Source organism: Lactovum miscens (genome assembly GCF_014202895.1).
Lineage (GTDB): Bacteria > Bacillota > Bacilli > Lactobacillales > Streptococcaceae > Lactovum > Lactovum miscens.
This window is the reverse complement of the sequence record NZ_JACHHV010000005.1, coordinates 1-19,026: the sequence shown is the minus strand read 5'-3', so window position 1 is coordinate 19,026 and position 19,026 is coordinate 1. Positions and strand designations below refer to the sequence as shown.

Annotated in this window: 18 protein-coding genes; 4 read left to right on the top strand and 14 right to left on the bottom strand. The window is 34.9% G+C overall.

The window, feature by feature from the left end; genetic code table 11:
• Positions 1-11: 11 nt before the first annotated feature.
• From phnE to HNQ37_RS02070, 13 genes are all read right to left on the bottom strand, one after another.
• Positions 12-812: a phosphonate ABC transporter, permease protein PhnE gene (phnE, locus tag HNQ37_RS02130; RefSeq protein ID WP_183538880.1), complete on the bottom strand. Its 801-nt coding sequence runs from the start codon at positions 810-812 to the stop codon at positions 12-14.
• Positions 812-1,582, bottom strand: a complete 771-nt coding sequence (gene phnC, locus HNQ37_RS02125) for a phosphonate ABC transporter ATP-binding protein (protein ID WP_183538878.1) — start codon at positions 1,580-1,582, stop codon at positions 812-814. The genes phnE and phnC overlap by 1 nt, the downstream gene beginning before the upstream one ends.
• Before the next feature lie 193 nt (positions 1,583-1,775).
• Positions 1,776-2,840 carry a PhnD/SsuA/transferrin family substrate-binding protein gene (locus HNQ37_RS02120; RefSeq protein ID WP_183538876.1) on the bottom strand — a complete coding sequence of 355 codons (1,065 nt, stop codon included), beginning with the start codon at positions 2,838-2,840 and terminating at the stop codon, positions 1,776-1,778.
• A gap of 96 nt (positions 2,841-2,936) precedes the next feature.
• Positions 2,937-5,396 carry an SF1B family DNA helicase RecD2 gene (gene recD2 / locus HNQ37_RS02115; protein WP_183538873.1) on the bottom strand — a complete coding sequence of 820 codons (2,460 nt, stop codon included), beginning with the start codon at positions 5,394-5,396 and terminating at the stop codon, positions 2,937-2,939.
• Positions 5,397-5,400: 4 nt separating this feature from the next.
• On the bottom strand, positions 5,401-5,958 hold the full coding sequence (locus tag HNQ37_RS02110; RefSeq protein WP_183538871.1) for a YiiX/YebB-like N1pC/P60 family cysteine hydrolase: 558 nt from the start codon (positions 5,956-5,958) through the stop codon (positions 5,401-5,403).
• On the bottom strand, positions 5,955-6,473 hold the full coding sequence (locus tag HNQ37_RS02105) for a tRNA (cytidine(34)-2'-O)-methyltransferase (RefSeq protein ID WP_183538869.1): 519 nt from the start codon (positions 6,471-6,473) through the stop codon (positions 5,955-5,957). The genes HNQ37_RS02110 and HNQ37_RS02105 overlap by 4 nt, the downstream gene beginning before the upstream one ends.
• Before the next feature lie 255 nt (positions 6,474-6,728).
• The gene (locus tag HNQ37_RS08600) at positions 6,729-7,835 is read right to left on the bottom strand and encodes a polysaccharide deacetylase family protein (RefSeq protein ID WP_183538867.1); all 1,107 of its coding nucleotides are present in this window, start codon (positions 7,833-7,835) and stop codon (positions 6,729-6,731) included.
• A gap of 33 nt (positions 7,836-7,868) precedes the next feature.
• Entirely contained in the window at positions 7,869-8,471 is a 603-nt protein-coding gene (locus tag HNQ37_RS02095) for a TIGR01906 family membrane protein (RefSeq protein ID WP_183538865.1), read from the bottom strand.
• 3 nt (positions 8,472-8,474) lie between these two features.
• Entirely contained in the window at positions 8,475-9,248 is a 774-nt protein-coding gene (locus tag HNQ37_RS02090; RefSeq protein WP_183539007.1) for a TIGR01457 family HAD-type hydrolase, read from the bottom strand.
• Complete coding sequence (locus HNQ37_RS02085; RefSeq protein WP_183538863.1) at positions 9,248-9,967, bottom strand: acyl-ACP thioesterase domain-containing protein; 720 nt, start codon at positions 9,965-9,967, stop codon at positions 9,248-9,250. The genes HNQ37_RS02090 and HNQ37_RS02085 overlap by 1 nt, the downstream gene beginning before the upstream one ends.
• A gap of 68 nt (positions 9,968-10,035) precedes the next feature.
• A complete protein-coding gene (locus tag HNQ37_RS02080) occupies positions 10,036-10,839 on the bottom strand; it encodes a GH25 family lysozyme (protein ID WP_183538860.1) in 804 nt (267 codons plus the stop codon).
• A 17-nt stretch (positions 10,840-10,856) separates the two neighbouring features.
• Positions 10,857-11,984 carry a radical SAM family heme chaperone HemW gene (gene hemW, locus HNQ37_RS02075; protein WP_183538858.1) on the bottom strand — a complete coding sequence of 376 codons (1,128 nt, stop codon included), beginning with the start codon at positions 11,982-11,984 and terminating at the stop codon, positions 10,857-10,859.
• Between the two features lie 22 nt (positions 11,985-12,006).
• A complete protein-coding gene (locus HNQ37_RS02070; protein WP_183538856.1) occupies positions 12,007-12,573 on the bottom strand; it encodes a hypothetical protein in 567 nt (188 codons plus the stop codon).
• Between the two features lie 102 nt (positions 12,574-12,675).
• On the opposite strand from HNQ37_RS02070, the gene HNQ37_RS02065 reads away from it, so the two are divergent.
• From HNQ37_RS02065 to HNQ37_RS02055, 3 genes are all read left to right on the top strand, one after another.
• Positions 12,676-14,265 carry a bifunctional aspartate transaminase/aspartate 4-decarboxylase gene (locus HNQ37_RS02065; RefSeq protein WP_183538854.1) on the top strand — a complete coding sequence of 530 codons (1,590 nt, stop codon included), beginning with the start codon at positions 12,676-12,678 and terminating at the stop codon, positions 14,263-14,265.
• 507 nt (positions 14,266-14,772) lie between these two features.
• Complete coding sequence (locus HNQ37_RS02060; protein ID WP_183538852.1) at positions 14,773-15,057, top strand: hypothetical protein; 285 nt, start codon at positions 14,773-14,775, stop codon at positions 15,055-15,057.
• 217 nt (positions 15,058-15,274) lie between these two features.
• The gene (locus HNQ37_RS02055) at positions 15,275-16,558 is read left to right on the top strand and encodes an Nramp family divalent metal transporter (protein WP_183538850.1); all 1,284 of its coding nucleotides are present in this window, start codon (positions 15,275-15,277) and stop codon (positions 16,556-16,558) included.
• Positions 16,559-16,951: 393 nt separating this feature from the next.
• Here the strand turns inward: HNQ37_RS02055 and tpiA are convergent, their stop codons facing one another.
• On the bottom strand, positions 16,952-17,704 hold the full coding sequence (tpiA, locus tag HNQ37_RS02050; protein WP_183538847.1) for a triose-phosphate isomerase: 753 nt from the start codon (positions 17,702-17,704) through the stop codon (positions 16,952-16,954).
• A gap of 143 nt (positions 17,705-17,847) precedes the next feature.
• Here tpiA and HNQ37_RS02045 point away from each other — a divergent pair, with 143 nt between their 5' ends.
• Positions 17,848-18,876, top strand: a complete 1,029-nt coding sequence (locus HNQ37_RS02045) for a lactonase family protein (protein WP_183538845.1) — start codon at positions 17,848-17,850, stop codon at positions 18,874-18,876.
• The last annotated feature ends 150 nt before the right edge of the window (positions 18,877-19,026 follow it).

Below are 19,026 nucleotides of genomic sequence, written 5' to 3'. Positions count from 1 at the left end.
CACCTTACTTATTATGCTAACTTCATACGAATCAAAGTTGAGGTCAATTCAATAATAATAACTGTCACAAATATGGCTAACAAAATTGTACCAACGTCTTGATACAATAAAAATCCCATGCGGTCATTCAAAATCGTACCGATACCACCCGCACCAACATAACCGAGAATGGTTGAGTAACGTACGTTACCTTCAAAGGCATAGAGAGAGGTAGAAAGGTAAGAGGGTGCAACTTGAGGAATAACAGAGACTATGAACGATTTAAAGCGTCCAACACCAAGTGCTTCTGTCGCTTCGAAAGCTCCCATGTCCACCGTTTCGATATTTTCAAACATTTGCTTACCCACAAATGAGAAAGTAAAGATAAAGATGGCGATAAAACCAGCAAAAGTACCCAATCCGAAGACATGAGTTGCAACCAAAGCTACAACTAGAGTTGGGAAGGTGCGAGTAACCGTCAATATAAAACGTACAAGTTGATTCACGAAGCGGTTTCTCACAATATTATTTGCAGCTAAAACTGCAAAAGGAATAGCTAGGATTGAACCTGCTATTGAACCTAAAAAACTCATTTTAATTGTATCAAGCAATGGGGTCATAACTTTTGAAAAGTAAGACCAATGAGGTGGAAACATATCGGCGATCATAAAGAAAAGGCTGAATCCATGGGTGAATAGTCCTTTAAAGTCAAATTGTGTTATGTAGATTGAGGAACCAATCAAAATAAGCACAATGATCCAATAAAGCCAAACTTTTGAGCGCTTCTCTTCCACCTTTTTACCATTTGACAGAGTAAAAGTTTTGACTTCCATTAATTTTCCTCACTTGTACTCGGATCTGAGTCTTCTTCCTTGCGATATACTTCATCAAGGACTTTTTGAGTTACTTCGCTTGAAGGTCCGTCATAGACAATTTTGCCCTTTTTAATAGCAATAATCCGACTTGCGTAGGCCAACGCTAACTCCACATGGTGAATGTTAATTAAAATTGTCCTGCCAAGCTCTTCATTAATTCGCTTTAAATCATCCATAACTTCTTTTGCGGTTACAGGATCCAGCGCAGAAACGGGCTCATCAGCCAGAATAATGTCTGAATCTTGAGCAAGAGTGCGCGCCAAAGACACACGTTGCTGTTGACCGCCAGAAAGTTGGTCGGCACGAACGTAAGCCTTATCTAAGATCCCCATACGATCAAGTGCTTCAAGCGCCTTAATTTTATCCTCTTTTGAGAAAATACCAAATAAAACTTTAAAGAAAGACATCTCTGGAACAACTGCCGTCAAAACATTTTTCAAAACTGTAATACGTGGAACAAGATTATAAGATTGGAAAATCATTCCAACTTTACGACGAAATTTACGTAATTCCTTACCTTTTAATTTAGCAACATCAGTACCATTCACGACTAAATTTCCGCTTGTCACGTCATTCAGTCCATTGATTGTCCGCACCAGTGTTGACTTACCAGCACCTGAAGTACCGATGATTCCAACAAATTCACCATCTTGAATTTCGAGATTAATATCTATCAATCCTTGATAGCCATTTGGATAGATCTTACCTACCCCTTCAAATCTTATCATTTGACCTCCACGTATAGAAGATTTTTTCATTGGTTTTTCAAAAATTACACTTTATCAAAATGTAAGTGTAATTTAAATAGAAAATGAAAAGTTCCATAGGATTAAATTTTGTAAAACTGCATTCGCCGACGAAAGCGAATGTAGTAAAAAAGCCGAAATTGAAAACAATCTTGGCTATTATATTTTATAAATACTAGTTACCAGCAACGTCCTTCAAGATCTTGAAGAATGGTTTATAATCTTTCGCTGATGAAACTTGATAGCCATCATGTGAGTATACTTTGATAATCTTAGCACCTTGGTCAGTCTTAGACATAGCGATAATAGCTTTTTGAAGAGCTGACGCAAGTTTAGGATTTTTCTTCATAGTATCTGATTTAGTAGAAACAAGGATACCGTCGTTGAAGATTTCACCTGTAACGCCGATAACGTTAGTTTGGTTCCAGATAGTATCAGTTGCTTTATCGATTGTAGTCCATGCTGTTGCGAAGTCCATACGAAGATCTGCATAACCAGCGATAATATCTACTTGCCCTGAAGCTAAGTCAGCTGTAGCTGTGCCGTAGTCAAGATTAGAAACTACATTTGGAAGATCATGTACAGAGATCTTATAGTTATCCGTCAACCATTTTGATGGATAAAGATAGCCAGATGCTGAAGTTGTTGAAGAAAGTCCCCACTTAGCTTTTTTAAGCAGATCAACAGGAATCTTTTTACCAGATTTAACATCAGCTGCCATCTCTTTGCCGAGTTCAGTGTTGCCTGCAATGATCAAACCACGGTAAGATTTAACGTCGGTAGTTGTATTTGTTGTTGGTTTGTGGTTATTCCAATATTGTGGGTTGGTCGCATTCTTAGTGTTCTTCAAATCATCATTACTTAAACCTTTACGAGTTGCTGTTAAAATAACTTTCGTACCTGAAGCGTAAGCTGCATATGTACCACCAGATACACCATAGCCGACATCAGCCGTACCGGATGTAAGTGCTTTACCTACGGCGTTGTAATCAGTACCTGTTGTCATTGTGATCTTGCCAACTTTGAATCCTTGTTTTTTTAATTCACTTTTAAGCAATGTGTCAAGACCCTGTGTAGCGGTTGTGATATCACTTGGATTCTTTGATGGAATAAATGAGATCTTTAGTTCTTTGATGTTGGTAGTTTTGGCTGCTGAAACTGACGTGTTAGCTGACAAAACAACTGCTCCAACTGTAGCTACAGCCGTGAGACCAATGATGCTTTTGAGACTTTTTTTCATTTTAGTAAATGAGCTCCCCTATTTTTTCGCAAAAACTCCTCTTGCATGATAAGTGTATCAAAATAGATATAGACTTTCACTAAAATTGATGTAAATTTAATGTAAATTTAAGAAACGTTCACCTTTTCTAAATGGCTCAAAGTCTAAGTCCTTCAATCCTATGAGAGGATCTATACATTCAAAATTAATCATTTCTTGAATTAAAATTTTGCTATTAGATGTTATGTCATTCAATTTATTTTCAACATTATTTGAGAGCTCATAATCATTTACTATAGTACTTTCATCCAAAGTTGTGCTTGTTAGGTGCGTTTTAGGAGAAAAAGTTTTTTCACTCAATTGGACAAGTCGATCAAACAATGAAGTTCTTCGATTTTTTCCCTCTTTCCTAACAGCAGTCAGAAAAGCTCCAATTTCTCCCAACATAATAAGTGATTTCCTCGCACGAGTGATGGCAGTATAAACCAGATTTCTTTGTAACATTCGAGCGTATCCTGAAACCATTGGAACAATCACCATTTCAAATTCAGATCCCTGTGATTTATGAATTGATATGGCATAAGCCAGACGAATATTTACCCAATCAGAACGAATGTAATTTAATTTTTGTCCATCAAAATCAATGTTCAACTCATCTTGTTTACTTTCACTGTACTTAGCTGGAATCAACTCGATGATTTTTCCAATATCCCCATTAAAAACATTGTTTTCTGCATCATTAACAAGTTGCAACACTTTATCTTCTTTACGAAAAAGGCCTTCCATAAAATTAAATTCCAGTCCTTCTCCCTTTGGATTAAATATATCCTGAAGTTCTTTATTAATAGCTGTAATACCAGCGGGTCCCTTATACATTGGAATAAGAACCTGAAAGTCAAATGCACTATTCCCTTTTCTCTTCCATGAAGTTGCAATTTGCCCAATGAGTGAAGGAAGTTGAAAGGAGTTCGCTTGGAAAAAGTTTCTATCAGCTTTTCTCTCTGTAAAATCTGAAGGAATTTTTCCTTCTTTAATTGAATGTGCTAAATCTGTTATAGTTGAATCCTCAGACTGACGATATATGTGGTTGAGCTTCAGAGAGGGAATCTCATGAAAAGCAAGCAAGTCTCCCAACACTTGTCCTGGACCTACCGAGGCTAATTGATCTGAATCTCCTACAATCATCACTTTCATTCGACCCGGAATAGCACTAAAGAGCTTATTTGCGAGCCAAGTATCAACCATAGAAAACTCATCCACAATCAATACTTCTCCTGAGAGGTCATTTGCCAAATCCTCATTTTCATCATCACTGTTAATTCCTAAAGTACGATGCAAAGTTGATGCGGGAAGACCACTAAGGTCACTTAAACGACGACTGGCACGTCCCGTTGGAGCAGCTAAGATAAATGGAAAAAGGTCGGTTGAGTAGTCTTCTTGTCGCAAGGACAAGTTATTAAGCTGAGCATACACTTGGAGAAAACCATTAATAATAGTAGTCTTTCCTGTACCGGGTCCACCAGTCAAAATAAAGATTGGATATTTTAAAGCATCATGAATGGCTTGCTTTTGTAGGTCATCATAAATGATCCCCAGTTTTTTTTCAACTTCACTAATTGCTGAATCAAAATCATCCTCAACTAAAATGTTATCCGTGTGTCTTAAAAGTCGAGTAATATTTGACGCAATTCTTTCTTCTGCTTGAGCCAACAGCTTATCAAAAATTTTATCCTCACTTTTGAGAAGTCTCTCCTCCTGGATCAAGTCTTCTAGTTGTGCCTTTAAGTCATCTAAAGGAATCAATACGTGACGAGCAGCTTCAAGCATCTCTTTGGCTAAAAAAAGTAGTCGCGTCTCCTCTATATAGGTATCACCTGTACTATTAGGCTGATCTTTCACAATATGAAATAGTGCGGCCTTCAACCGATGTGGTGAGCTTGGTTCTATCCCAAGCTCTGAAGCAATTTTATCCGTAGTTAAAAATCCAACCCCCTCAATATCTTCCACTAATTGATAAGGATTGTGTTTTATAATATTAAGACTTTCTGCCTGATAAGTTTTATAGATCTGAGCTGCCAGTCGACCTGTCAAACCATAGCCATAAAGCTTGGATAAAATATTTTCCATCCCATGATTAGTTGATAAGTTTTTAATAAAGGCTGCTTTTTTATTCTCCTTTAAAATTCTCGTTAACTTTTCAGGATTTTCTAAAATATCGTCCACTGTATTTTTAGGATAGAGTTTGACAATTTTCTTAGCAGTCTCCTTACCAATACCTGGAAAAGTATCAGAGGAAAGGTACTTGACTAAACCATTAACAGTTGTAGGGGCCAGCTTTTCATATGTATCAACTTGAAGTTGCTCACCATAGCGTGGGTGATTCGTAATGTGACCGTAAAATGTATACGTCTCAGACTCAACAACATCTCCTATTGTTCCTGTCACCACGATTTCACTATCATCAAAACTTTCCGAATTGGTATCATCTATTTCAACTAATAAAACCTTATAAAGGTTTGAAGGGTTATTAAAAAAAATAGATTCTATTTTTCCTGTAAAGAATAGTTTCTCTTCCATTAAATCAAATTATACTTCTTAAATCATTAATAAAATCCACATTTGACTGTGCAAACATGTCATTTGGGTTTATACCTGGCTGACCTTCAGGAATTTTTTCAATACCTTGCTTAGCATAGTATTCTTCCCAAAAATCTCCTGCAAAATGCATTCCTTCCAAAGGAAAAATTCCTTCAGGAAAGGTCCTAGAAACGAAATCTGAGCAATAGTACTTCTTATCAGATTGTAAAAATGAAAAGTTGTAAGGAAGACCCTGTAATTTGGTCATTTTTTCTAACACTCCATTAAAATTAATCGGAACATTTAATCGAAAAAGATCAAAATTTTTTTCAATTTGAACTTCTTCTCGGTTGATGAATACTTGAAGTGGCTCAGCGATAACACCATCATGAGGATTAGAATTCCAAACGAAAACTTCGCCTTTTCGATTTTCAAGCATACCAACATGATCATAAATGGTATAAACTTGACGTTTGGAGCTTACCATAATGGCTGTGCCCCAGTCTGATTCAACACCAGCCACGCCTATTAAGTCGCCAGTGAGTAGTTGATCAGTTTTCATTTCAATTTATCCTTTTCATATTTGTGAACACTCTCTAAACCTATGAAAGATTGTTGCCGTAACGCTTCATAAATAACAAGTGCTGCGCAGTTAGAAAGGTTGAGCGAACGAACATGCTCATCATTCATAGGAATCCGAATACATTTCTCAGCATTTTTACGCATAAATTCTTCGGGAAGTCCTGTGTCTTCTCGACCAAATAAAAAGTACTGGTCAATCCCATCTAATAAGGGTTGCGCATAATCTACTTCGCTATAAACATATTCCGCAAACTTAGTAATCAAATAAAGCTTATTTTTTTCTAAAGCTGCCATAAAATCAGTTAAACTTTCATGATAACGAATATCAACCTTTTCCCAATAATCAAGCCCAGCTCGTTTTAAGTGTTTATCATCCACTTCAAATCCAAGTGGCTTAATTAAATGTAAAACTGAATTGGTTGCCGCAGCCGTCCTAGCGATGTTTCCAGTATTAAAATGAATGCGTGGTTCAAAAAGTACAATATGATTAGTCATAAACTATATTATAATACAATTTTATAACATTGAAAAAATAAAAAAACTGGAAACCTCGGAGTCAAGCTCAGCGAAGCATCCAGTTGGGACTTAATTTGCTTTATTCAGAACAGGATTGAATAAAACCAATTAACTATAAAGCTATACTACAACAATGCCACAAACTTGTCAAGCAGAAAGCCAATTTCAGCCAATATTTTAACATTTCCAGGGAAAATGTCTAATTTATTTTAAAGTTATTTTAAGAAAAAAATTTTAGTTAAGCGTATTCAATACATTATACGCTTCATCAGCTGAAATCATATCTATAACAACCTTTCCTGTGGTATTGGTGAATGTACGATAACGGTTAAGGGTGAAGAGACCATCTGAAGTTTTAGCTGCCACATTTTTAGCAGTTAAACCATCATAAGTTCTCCCCGGATCTAGCAAACCTAAATCGTAACCTAACCCACTTGCAATTACTGAAGTATTCGGGTTGTGGCTCCCAGAAGGGTAGCATATCACATGGGTTTTCTGATTAAGTAGACTGTCAAGATATGCTTTCGAATCCCGAAGTTCAGCAGTTTGACGGTTATCGCTTGCCACGCTTAAGTCTGCATGATTAACTGTGTGACTTTGAAAGTCAACGAGCCCCGTTGAAGCAATTTCTTTAATTTCAGCAGCGGTCATAAAACCAGGCACATTATTAACAACATTATTTGTAATAATAAAGCTGGTTGCATGCATATTATACTTTTTAAGCAAAGGAAAAACATAGTCATAAAAATTTTGAGTTCCGTCGTCAAAAGTTAACCATATTAATTTTTGAGCTGGTTTTGTATTTGTTGATAGAACTTTTGAAGCTTCATCACTTGAAACAGTATAAATTTCACTTGATTGAAGAGCCTGTAGAACAGATTCAAAATTTTCGGGAGAAACAAAATTCCCATCAGGTGTATTAGGTTGTACATTATGATACATCAGTATTGGAAGGTAATTTTCAGCCTTTGTTATCAACCAAGGGGACTCAGCAGTTGATGAGGATATTGTCAAATTTGTGATGCTTGAGCCAACTGAATTAGAATGGCTACTGGAGGTTGACTTTGAACTTTTTAGAGTTATCACTCTTTGATCAAGAAATTTAGAGAATATAACAAAACCTATTGAACTCGCAATAATCAATAGAATTAAAATAAAAAGAATGCATCCAATCAAGGTTTTCCTATTCCTTTCAGGACCACTGGACACAAGATACATTTTGCTTTCTTTTTCATCCATAGCATTCAAAGAATGTTCAGATCCCCCATGCAAAGTAGTAGAGGACTTATGAAATTTCTTATGATAAAATTTACTTTGACTCTTTTTGTTCTTTCTTTTCACGTCTTCCCTCGGCCCGTGTCAATATACAAATTTTTATTTTTTACTTTTTCTAAAGTACAAAGTTCCTAGCAGTACTTCATATATAATACCAAATATAATAAAACAATACATGAAAAAATTATCAGTTAAAACATTTATTATAGGATCCGTTTCTGGATTAAACAGCCATGTGTTATCTCTAAAAAGTATTCTGTGAAAAGCAATAAAAAAATTATCAAAACCTATTAATAGTACCACTAGAGTAAGAAGTACGGGAAGAAACATAGCAAATTTAATCCCATTTTTGAAGAGAAAGGAAATTCTATCCTTTTGAAATTTCCAATAAAAATACGCAAATACGATACATATTGTCAAAACCAATAAAAAAAGATTTTTTACTTCGGAAAAATGGATCAATGCAGAATACGAATCTGGAAAATTTGGCATTTTTAATTTTCCAGCAAAGGGATTGAGAAGATATCGCATCAAATATCCATAGTTCTTCATCAAAATGTTAAATGAGAAACCAGAAATCTTGCTAAGGTTTTCCCAAATAATATCTAAGGAAAATAGTGGAATCGATAATAAAATAGTCACAAATACTGAAAATGCGACAATCCAAAATAAAGTTAATGTAAAGTACAGCTTATCACGCATGGTTTAAATTTTCCATTCAGCAAGGCTAGAAACTACATAAGTTGGTGCAGTAGGTAGGTTAGGAACTTCCTCAGGTTTGGTAAAGCCAGTCGTGACAAGAAGTGAATCAATCCCATTATCAATTCCTGTGCATATATCAGTCAAATAGTTATCACCCACCATAATTAAATCTTCTTTTGGTAAACCAAGTTTTTTCAAAATAATATCAGCAATAATTGCAGTAGGTTTACCAATGATAATCGGTTCTACCTGAGTTGCCGCCTGTACCGACCGTACAATTGTCCCAGAGCCTGGCAGTAAACCTTCTGAAGTAGGTAAATTCAAATCAGGATTGGTTCCAATAAAGGTTGCGCCCTTTTGAATGGCAAATGTTGCTACCTTTAATTTGTCATAATTAAATGAAAAATCAACTGCTACGACCACATAGTCAGGATCGATTTCATCATCAATAAAACCAGCCTCATGTAGTTCAGATTTAAGTCCTTCTTCACCAACAATATAAACCCTATTTCCCTTACCATCAGCCTTCATATAATCAGCGGTAGCATGGGAAACTGTATAAACTGTTTCAAGTGGGGTCTCAATATTGAATTTCATACTAAGACGCTTCTGGACAACTTCGGGACGACGTGTTGTGTTATTTGTAACAAATAAGTATGGAATTTTTTTCTCTTGAAGACGATGAATAAAATCTTCAGCTTCTGGAATTCTGCCTTCTCCAAGATAAATTGTTCCGTCAAGATCAATAACATATGCTTTGTAGTCTTTATGCTCCATTAAATTTTTTCCCATTCTATTTCAATTTGTGCATCATTATCATTAATTAAATGATGACTTATCTTATCTCTTAACATTACTGAACTGGATATTTGCTCTCCTGGCAAAATTTCATGATTGTATTTAATATAAATTTTTTTGGGCCGATGATGCGTAAGAAAATCAAAACCAAGAGGATTAATTGCCCATTCATAGTATTTACTATTATTAACATGCATATTTAAGTCAATATCTGAATAGCGAATTTGATATTTTTTTACTTTAGCATTTTCAAGCTTGCTAAATACATGGCCACGCTTGATCTTATTGATTTTTTCTGATTCGTAAGGCTTAACAATTTCTTCTTCAACTCGTCCTGCCTTTCGACTTACAGAATCCATTAAGACCCAAGTTGAGTGAATATTGACTAGAAGTTCTCCTTCCTTACTTTTATATCTAAAGTCTCTATAACAAAAAAATTTATTATAGTTTATAGCTTCGGTTTCAATGACAATTTCTTCCAAAAATTTTGGGAGGCGTTTGATATCAATCTCATACTCTGTAACGATCCAAGAATAGTGGTAATTTTCCATTACCCATTCTTCTGACCTACCTAAATGTGCTGATTGTTCTCCAGAAACCTGTAAAGCAACATTCAAAATGGCTGATGCTGCCATATCTCCTTTTAAATCAGAATGATAAAAAGGTACAAAATAATTTGTTGAGTAGATATTTCCCATGTGTATTACAACTTTTCTAATTTACATAAATTAATTTATGTTTATACTGATTAAGACCTAATTAATTTTCATATTAAAAAAAATTTTTTATATGCAGCGGTTGATAAGATTCGATCATGGTCAATAGGGCCTGCATAGCCATCAATTTTTAATTGATCAGTGTATTGCTGAATCTGGTAACTACGCTTTATATTAAGTGCTGTAAACGAGCCATCGTTTAATTGACCATAATATGCAAGCCAGGTTCCATCAAATTTTGATGTATCAATATTATTTTCAGTTAAAAAATCATCCCTTGAATAAATACCTATATTCTTGGCACCAAGCTTTTCAAGTTCAGAACGAAAGGCTTCAACGCCACCATTAAGGTCTTTCATTGTTGGTGACTCAACATCTACCCACCAAGAAGTAGGCTGGTAAGCTTTGGCTCGCTCATAAAAACTCTTGGCTTCTTCTACCATTTGGTTTTTAGTCGTAGCATTTGCATATGCATAAACAGCAACTGGAACACCTTGTTCTTGCAAACCAGTAATATGGTACTTAAAAGCAGGATCCGAACCATCTTTATTAATATAGATTGAAGGTGTTGCTTTAATTCCATCCTGCACACGAACGATGGCTGCAGAAATATTTTTAGCCAATTTGGCATAGTTAACACTTTTATAAGGTTGATATGCAGACAAATCAATTGCAGGCTTTTTTTCAAAATTAACAGATGTATTTTTTAAATCACTTTGAAGAGCAGGAAGGTTTGAATATGCTTGTCCAAGCTTATGAATGGTTGTTATTCTAACCCAAGCCAAAAAGAGAAAAACCACAATCAACGATACAAATAGAATAACTAAAGTTTTTAGATTCAATTTTTTTTGCATGATTAATTTTACCACATTTACCGATCAAGCAAGAACATTTCAAAAACTTCATTACCAAGTTCAAACCCTCGTTCGCTAAGTGAGAGCCGTTCACCATCAAAAATTACTAGATCAGTTTTTAGCAGTTTTTCTAAGACTTCTCCGTAAATTTCATTGAAGTCTATAGCAAATTTTTTAGAAAAATTTTTAAGCAAAACACCTTCTGCTTTTCTTAGACCAAGGAACATCTCCTCTTCCATTTTTTCTTTTTTTCCCAAAACTTCTTCATATATAGCTTTTTTATCTATTGCTGCTTCCAAATAATGGTGGACAGGGCCATGATTTTTATAACGCACACCATTTATATAACCACTAGCTCCTGCACCAAATCCAAAATATTCAGAATTATCCCAATAAGTAAGATTATGTTTGCTTTCATACCCTGGCCTTGAAAAATTTGATATCTCATAGTGTACATAGCCTTTTTCCGAAAGTGTTTGCATGATATACTCATACATATCGGCATTTTTATCATCTGAAGGAAGATGTAAAAGCCCACTTCTTTGCATGTTCATGAATCTTGTATGGTCTTCTAGGATAAGACTATAGAGTGCAATATGAGGCAGATCTAGCTCTAAAAATTTCGCAACATCTGCCTTAACCATCTCCATAGTTTGATTTGGAAGTCCATAAATTAAATCAATTGTTACATTAACAAATCCGGCTCTATGAAGCTTTTCAAGTGACTTATAAACATCAATTGCTCTGTGTTTTCTTCCAATCTTTTTGAGCAAATGATCATCAAAGCTCTGGACACCAAGTGAAATACGATTTACTGGTGAAGATGCTAAAACACTTATCATCTCATCTGAAAGATCACCGGGGTTTGCTTCAACTGTAAACTCTTCTAAAACAGACAAATCAAGGTTTTCACTTATACCTGATATAAGACGGAACATTTGTTCAGGAGAAAGGGTAGTCGGTGTTCCTCCGCCAATATAGATCGTTCTTAAGTTTTTAATATTGTAAAAATTAAATTCTTTAATCAATTCATCAACATAATCATCAACGGGCTGTCCTTCAATTAGAACTTTGGCAAAATCACAATAATAACAAATTTGTGAACAAAATGGGACATGAATATAAGCTGATGAAATACTTTTCATTTGATAACTCCTTTATTTGCTTTCAATTTAGTTTTTTTAAGATTACCACAGTCAAGATAGAATTTACAACCAGTAAATAAATAGGAAAAGCAAGGCTCGCAAAATTCCAAACGCTAAACGCAAAAAAAGAAGTTAATGCATTTAGCACGCCACCTAAATATGGACCAAGACCTTCAGTTTCAGGATGATTCCAAGCTTTGATAATAGTTGGAATAAATGCAAAGAAATCGGCTAAAAGACTCAATATCAAAGCAAGATTTGCATCGTGAGTAAAAATCCATAACACTATTGCAAGAACTGAAAAAAAACCACAATAAATATCAATTCTTGAAACCGACCAATATGACTTCTTCGAAATAATGGAACTTAAAAAAATTAATCCCGTTAGTATTAATGTAGTTAGTACAGGGAATTCTCCCCAATTCCAGCCTGTCTGAGAAATCGAAGCCGAAAAGGCAATCAAAGGTACAACAGTCCATAAGAACCAAGAAACCCTATTTGGATGCACTTTCCCCTTTAAAGTTCCAATTGCATAGGGAACATTAAAGAAAATTGAAATCAGTGCGCCTAGAAAAACCATATGATACATAGAACAATTGTACACTAAAATATATTTAAAGGAGACAGTCATTGCTTTGCTATGCTATAATCTTATAAGTAATTAGAAACTAAGGTTATTTAAGAAAAACATATGGATAAAACATTTTTTAACGGACTCGGTGCATTTGAAACAAGCTTTTCAATGATAAAACTAGCAGAAAACAATGAGAAAGAAAATATCTTCTTAAATGCTGGTCGGGGGAACCCAAACTGGATAAACACTCAGGCACGTCTCGCCTTTAACCGATTGATTGAGTTCGGTATCAAGGATTCAAAACGTACCATTGATATGGCAGAAATGGCAGGTTATACGACCAAAAAAGGAATTGCTCAACGTTTCGAAGCATTTTTAGAGCCCGACGAAGATGAAACAGATAATTTTCTGATGCTTATGTTGGACTATCTTCGGTTTGACCTTGAGTATGCCGCCGATGACGTTATTAAAGAGTTGGTTGATGGTGCAATTGGCAATAACTATCCAGAGCCTAGCCGAGTTCTTCCATATACCGAACTAATAATAAATAAATACCTAGAATCAACACTTTATGATGGTGAAAAGCTATCAGAAAAAACTAAGGTCTTCCCAACTGAAGGAGGAACCGCTGCTATTGTATATATCTTTAATTCATTAAAAAGGAACCATCTTATCCAACCTGGAGATAAGATCGCTATTAACACACCAATTTTTACTCCCTATCTTCAAATTCCTGAATTAAGTGAGTTTGATTTAGTTGAAGTTTATATTGATTCTGATCCAAGTGATAAATGGAATATTCGTGTAGATCAATTAGATAAACTAGCAGATCCTGATATTAAAGCCTTCTTTATAGTTAATCCTTCAAATCCTGCATCAACAGCCTTCAGTGATGAGGCCTTGGCTGCGGTAAAAAAAGCCGTCGAATCCAATCCTGATTTAATGATTATCACAGATGATGTCTATGGCACCTTCGTGGAGGACTTTAGGTCTATTTATGCAGTTTTGCCTTATAACACCCTATTGGTATACTCTTATTCTAAGCTATTTGGCGCAACAGGTTGGCGCCTTGGTTTGATTGCTGTCAACGATATCAACGTATTTGATAAACGTATTTCCGAACTACCTCAAGATATGCTTCAACGATTGCGTAATCGCTATAAGATCGTAACAGGTGATCCAAGTGACCTTCCATTCATTGAGCGATTAGTGGCAGACTCACGTTCAGTTGGTCTCTATCATACAGCTGGTCTTTCAACTCCTCAACAAATCATGGAGGCCCTCTTTTCTCTGTCACACTTAGTTCATCGTTATGACATTGACCCATATTTTTTGGCGACTGTTGAATTAATTGATCAACGTTATCAAGATCTGCACAAGGCTTTAAAATTTCCTGGTGATGACTCAAGAGAGAACGCAAAGTACTATTCACTAATTAACATCTATGAATTAGCTGAAAAAAAATTTGGCAAAGATTTTCGCAGGTACTTTTCTACAAGTTTTCCTCATAATGACTTTTTAAAAAATCTAGCCGAAAAAAACGGAGTTGTCTTGATGGATGGTTCAGGATTTGGGTCTCGCGAAGGAAACCTCAGAATCTCACAAGCCAATCTTCCAACTGAGGATTATTATTTAATTGGTAAACAGATTATTGGTCTGATGAAGGATTACTATGAAGAATATCAAGAAAAAATGGCGTCTAAATGACGTCATTTTTTAATATTAGTAAGAATGGCTAAAAAAGAAATAAGGTTCAAGTTTCTCATGAAACATAAATAAGTCCTAGTGATCGTCACGTTGTAAAATACTTAACGTTTCATATTCAGGCTTCTACAACTCCCGACATTGTCATTTCTCAGCGAGAACGCGACATCCTCTCAGAAAAGATCAAACAAATCTTTGGAGAACATAAAACCCTTTATAGCTCATCAATAATTGCCGAGGCATTCGATTCAAAAAAATATTTGAAATAGAATCGTGTTGGGAAATTGATGTATTTAGTGGTATTATATGCGAAAGGAAGTACTTATCAGCGCAATTGCTATAACCGAAAAAATAGTGTCTCTGTTTTGTCCTAATTTTTTTAAGTAAAGTTACCTCGCCAATCCAATGAGTTAAATAAGATTAACTCGCAGATATGACTTGCACTTCTATTGAGAATAGCATGCTTTATTTAGTAGATAATTTCGATGTTTATACCTATAAAATTGTGGTGTGGTCAATGTCAACTCGGATGAAAGAAACACTGTGATTGATTGCTTTAATCAAGTCATCAATAAAGAACACCATGCAAAAGAATTTGTCATTCATACAGATCAAGGAGCCAATACACTGGCTCAAGCGACCAAACTCTCCCTCAGAAAATCTGATTTTCACTCAAGCATGAGCCATAAGGAAAAAACTTATGGCAATGCCAGGGATGGAAAGCTTCTATCAGACCTTTCAAAAAGCCAGACAAATTTTTTTAAATTGACAAGGGCTTACTACAATACAAAATGACCACACAAGTCAAAATTAACAGATATCAACTGAATTTGAAAAAAAATTGGTGGCATAATTGCTATACTTGTAATACAAAAAAAACTTAGAATTAGGTAGTAAGATTAAAAATAATTCATTTATACACATATTCAATTAGGATTGAGTATATCGTTTAGTTTGGTGTAACATTTTAAAAACATTAAATGTGTATATAATAACGTAAAGGTCGTATAAAATGAAAATAAAAGAAAAGTTAAAGAAGCTGCTTAGAATTTTAGGCCCAGGTTTTATATCAGGAGCATCAGATGACGACCCTTCTGGTATTGCAACATACTCTCAGACTGGAGCACAGTTTGGTTTCGTCCAATTATGGGTTGCTCTGTTTTCATTTCCCTTCATGGTGGTTATTCAGGAGATGTGCGGTCGAATTGGTATGATAAGCGCGGAAGGACTATCCGGTGTAATAAAACAACATTACTCAAAAAAGATATTATACTTTGCTGTGACATTACTAACAATTGCTAATGTAATTAATATTGGAGCTGATTTAGGAGCTATGGCTTCCACTGGTCAACTTCTTATTGGAATTCCATTTATATTTTGGCTGGTAGGTATAGCCATATTAATAGTTATACTAGAAATAACTGTTACATATAAAATATATGCCAAATTTTTAAAATATATGTCATTAACATTATTTGCTTATATTATAACTGCTCTCATCATCAAAGTAAATTGGCCGAAAGTTCTTTATTCAACACTTTTACCGAGTTTTTCTACAAGTAAAGACTATCTTCTAAATATTGTGGCTATACTCGGAACAACTATATCGCCCTATTTATTCTTTTGGCAGACTAATCAGGAGGTTGAAGAGGGACATAAAAAAAATAAATTAGGATTAAAAGCTGTAGGCACTGCAAAAGATATACCAGATATAAAAAATGTGGATGTACGGGATATGAAAATTGACACAAACGTAGGTATGCTATTTTCTAATATTATTATGTTCTTTATTATTGTAACTACTGCATCTACTTTGAAAACACACGGAATAACCCATATAGATACTGCCACCCAAGCAGCTCAAGCATTAAAACCATTTGCTGGAAGTTTTGCATCTTTGTTATTTGCTATGGGTATCTTAGGGACTGGATTACTTGCAGTACCTGTTTTGGCTGGTTCTGCGGCATATGCTATATCCGAAGTTTTTTATTGGAAAGAGGGCCTAAATAAAAAGATTAAAAGAGCACCTGAGTTTTACGGGGTAATTATAGTAGCTGTAATAATTGGGGTTGTCCTAAACTTTCTTCCAATCAAACCCTTTAGGATGTTGTATTATACTGCAATTATTAATGGCATTGCTGCGCCACCGCTAATGGTTTTAATTATGTTAATATCAAACAACAAAAAAATTATGGGTAAGTACTCAAATAATACTTTTTCTAACATTATGGGATGGATAATAACAGGTATTATGGCAATTGCTTCTATTGGACTATTACTAAGCCTCTTCTTTTAAAACTTCTATATCCCTTATAGTTATTTTTAACTAATGTTTATAAAAATAATTTATTCAGTACTGTTAATCATATAATTAAAGTAAGATACATTTTTTGGAAGATAAAAATGCTATTAAGCTTGCTCAACAGATAATCTACATTTAATTAATAATCATGTACAATTAAAATATAAAAGCATGCAATGTAACATTTATACACTGCATGCTTTTATATTGAAGTCATATTAAAGATAATTTTGGAAATTTATAAAACTAGTTTAACTACCTGAGAAAAGCAATAACTGGCAATCAGTATTACTCTGATACTCTGATTTTTATATAGTAAAAGCTAACATCAAAATAGTCAGATTACTTTTCCGTTTATTTTAGTGACTTTTAGTAAATTCTTATTGATTAAAAACTCAGCAAGCCAAGGAAACTATCGGGTTGAAGTGAAGCGCCACCGACTAAGGCACCATCAATGTTTGGTTTAGCCATAAGTTCAGCAATTGTATCAGGTTTAACTGATCCGCCGTATTGAATACGAACTGCTTCTGATACTTCTTTTCCGTATAGTTTTTCAACAATTGAGCGAACAACACCACAAGTTTCATCAGCTATTTCAGGAGTTGCTGTCTTACCAGTCCCGATTGCCCAAATTGGTTCATAAGCAATAACAAGCTTAGAAACTTGCTCAGCAGTCAAATCTTTAAGCCCAGCTTCAATTTGAGAAGTAACCCATTCAGCAGTTTTACCACTTTCAAATGTTTCTAAAGTTTCACCACAACAAAGAATTGGTGTCACACCAGCAGCAAACAAAGCATGAGCTTTTTTATTGATATCTTCATCGGTTTCATGGAAGTACTCACGACGCTCTGAGTGACCGATAATTGAGTATTCGATTCCTTCAGCAGCTAACATTTCTGGTGAAATTTCACCAGTAAAAGCGCCTGATTTTTCAAAATAGACATTTTCAGCAGAAACTTTATAAGTGTTCTTTCCACGATGATGTACCAATGGTACTAGGTACAAAGCAGGTGCTGCAATTGCAACTTCAATTTTTTCAGGATCTGGCAATTTGCCGTCGATTCCAGCGATGAAGGCAAAAGTATCTTTGAGGTTATGATTCATTTTCCAGTTACCGGCGATAAATGGTTTACGTGACATTTTTTCTCCTTATTAAACGATCGAATCTGACGATCAATAGTTTGTGACGCATTTATTTTATCATTTTTTATGGTAAAATTGTTGTGTCAGTAGGCATAGCGCTTACATTTAAGCATTGTAACAAGATAGAAAATGAGGAAAAAATGATAGAAAAAATCTTACTTTCGGGTTATACTAAACGTGCATCGAAGGGTGTATATAGTGTCGTTCTTGACACTGATAAAGAAATGATTTCAAACTTAGAGGAAGTTGCTTTTGTGAACGGCCCAACGTATCTCACCGTGGATGGAAACGGACATCTTTACACAGTCTCAGCAGATGGTCAAGGTAATGGTGGTACTTCAGCTTTTACTTTTGATGGTTCAAAAGCAACTTTATTAAATAATGTCTTTGCACCTGGCGCCTCAAATTGTTATGTCTCGTTTGATTCTAAGCGCGGACTCGTCTACAGTGCCAATTATCACGAAGGTGAAGTTCGAGTCTACAAACAATTAGCGGATGGATCACTTGAGTTAGCTGATACTGTTAAACATGAGAATCATCACGGACCAAAACCAGAGCAAAAAGGGCCTCTTTGTCATTACGCTCTAATTACACCAGATGATTACTTAGCTGTATGTGACCTTGGTAATGATTCAGTCTTTACTTATAAAGTTTCTGAAAAAGGAAAATTAACTTTCGTTGCTCAATACAAATCAGCTCCTGGCTCAGGCAATCGTCATTTAGAATTTTCTTCAGATGGCAAGACAGCTTACCTAGCTTGTGAACTTGACTCAAGCGTTGAAGTTTTGAATTATTATGATGGCCAATTTGAACTTGTTCAAAAGATATCAACAATCCCCGAAGAATTCACAAGTTATAACGGTGTAGCTGCTATTCGTTTAACTTCAGACAATAAGTTCTTGTATGTCTCAAACCGTGGACACGATTCTATTGCTATCTATTCAATTACTGAAGAGGGGAAAAAGCTTAACTTACTAGATATTATTAAAACGGAAGGACAAATCCCACGTGATTTTAATCTCGTAGGAGATGAAAATTTTATCTTAGTAGGCCATCAAGATTCTGATAATTTGACTCTGTTTAAACGTGACTTTGAAACTGGAAAATTGAAATTATTACAAAAAAACTTCTACGCTCCCGAAATAACCTGTGTCCTACCAATTAAATAAGATTATAAAAGAAGTTCACAAATAATAAATGTGAACTCCTTTTGTTTTAAAGTCATTGGAAAATTGCAATTATAAGTTAGCCAGTTTTAGCATCTGTTTTGAATTTTTATAATTGAACATTTTTCTTGGGTAAGAATTAATCCAACCTTC

What these genes read in the sequence shown, in the direction of transcription:
- HNQ37_RS02110 (WP_183538871.1), bottom strand. Translation starts at nt 5,958, where the DNA reads ATGAAAACTGATCAACTACTCACTGGCGACTTAATAGGCGTGGCTGGT.
- HNQ37_RS02070 (WP_183538856.1), bottom strand. Translation starts at nt 12,573, where the DNA reads ATGTATCATATGGTTTTTCTAGGCGCACTGATTTCAATTTTCTTTAAT.
- HNQ37_RS02120 (WP_183538876.1), bottom strand. Translation starts at nt 2,840, where the DNA reads ATGAAAAAAAGTCTCAAAAGCATCATTGGTCTCACGGCTGTAGCTACA.
- phnC (WP_183538878.1), bottom strand. Translation starts at nt 1,582, where the DNA reads ATGATAAGATTTGAAGGGGTAGGTAAGATCTATCCAAATGGCTATCAA.
- HNQ37_RS02095 (WP_183538865.1), bottom strand. Translation starts at nt 8,471, where the DNA reads ATGCGTGATAAGCTGTACTTTACATTAACTTTATTTTGGATTGTCGCA.
- tpiA (WP_183538847.1), bottom strand. Translation starts at nt 17,704, where the DNA reads ATGTCACGTAAACCATTTATCGCCGGTAACTGGAAAATGAATCATAAC.
- HNQ37_RS02090 (WP_183539007.1), bottom strand. Translation starts at nt 9,248, where the DNA reads ATGGAGCATAAAGACTACAAAGCATATGTTATTGATCTTGACGGAACA.
- recD2 (WP_183538873.1), bottom strand. Translation starts at nt 5,396, where the DNA reads ATGGAAGAGAAACTATTCTTTACAGGAAAAATAGAATCTATTTTTTTT.
- hemW (WP_183538858.1), bottom strand. Translation starts at nt 11,984, where the DNA reads ATGAAAAGTATTTCATCAGCTTATATTCATGTCCCATTTTGTTCACAA.
- phnE (WP_183538880.1), bottom strand. Translation starts at nt 812, where the DNA reads ATGGAAGTCAAAACTTTTACTCTGTCAAATGGTAAAAAGGTGGAAGAG.
- HNQ37_RS02085 (WP_183538863.1), bottom strand. Translation starts at nt 9,967, where the DNA reads ATGGGAAATATCTACTCAACAAATTATTTTGTACCTTTTTATCATTCT.
- HNQ37_RS02065 (WP_183538854.1), top strand. Translation starts at nt 12,676, where the DNA reads ATGGATAAAACATTTTTTAACGGACTCGGTGCATTTGAAACAAGCTTT.
- HNQ37_RS02045 (WP_183538845.1), top strand. Translation starts at nt 17,848, where the DNA reads ATGATAGAAAAAATCTTACTTTCGGGTTATACTAAACGTGCATCGAAG.
- HNQ37_RS02055 (WP_183538850.1), top strand. Translation starts at nt 15,275, where the DNA reads ATGAAAATAAAAGAAAAGTTAAAGAAGCTGCTTAGAATTTTAGGCCCA.
- HNQ37_RS02105 (WP_183538869.1), bottom strand. Translation starts at nt 6,473, where the DNA reads ATGACTAATCATATTGTACTTTTTGAACCACGCATTCATTTTAATACT.
- HNQ37_RS02080 (WP_183538860.1), bottom strand. Translation starts at nt 10,839, where the DNA reads ATGCAAAAAAAATTGAATCTAAAAACTTTAGTTATTCTATTTGTATCG.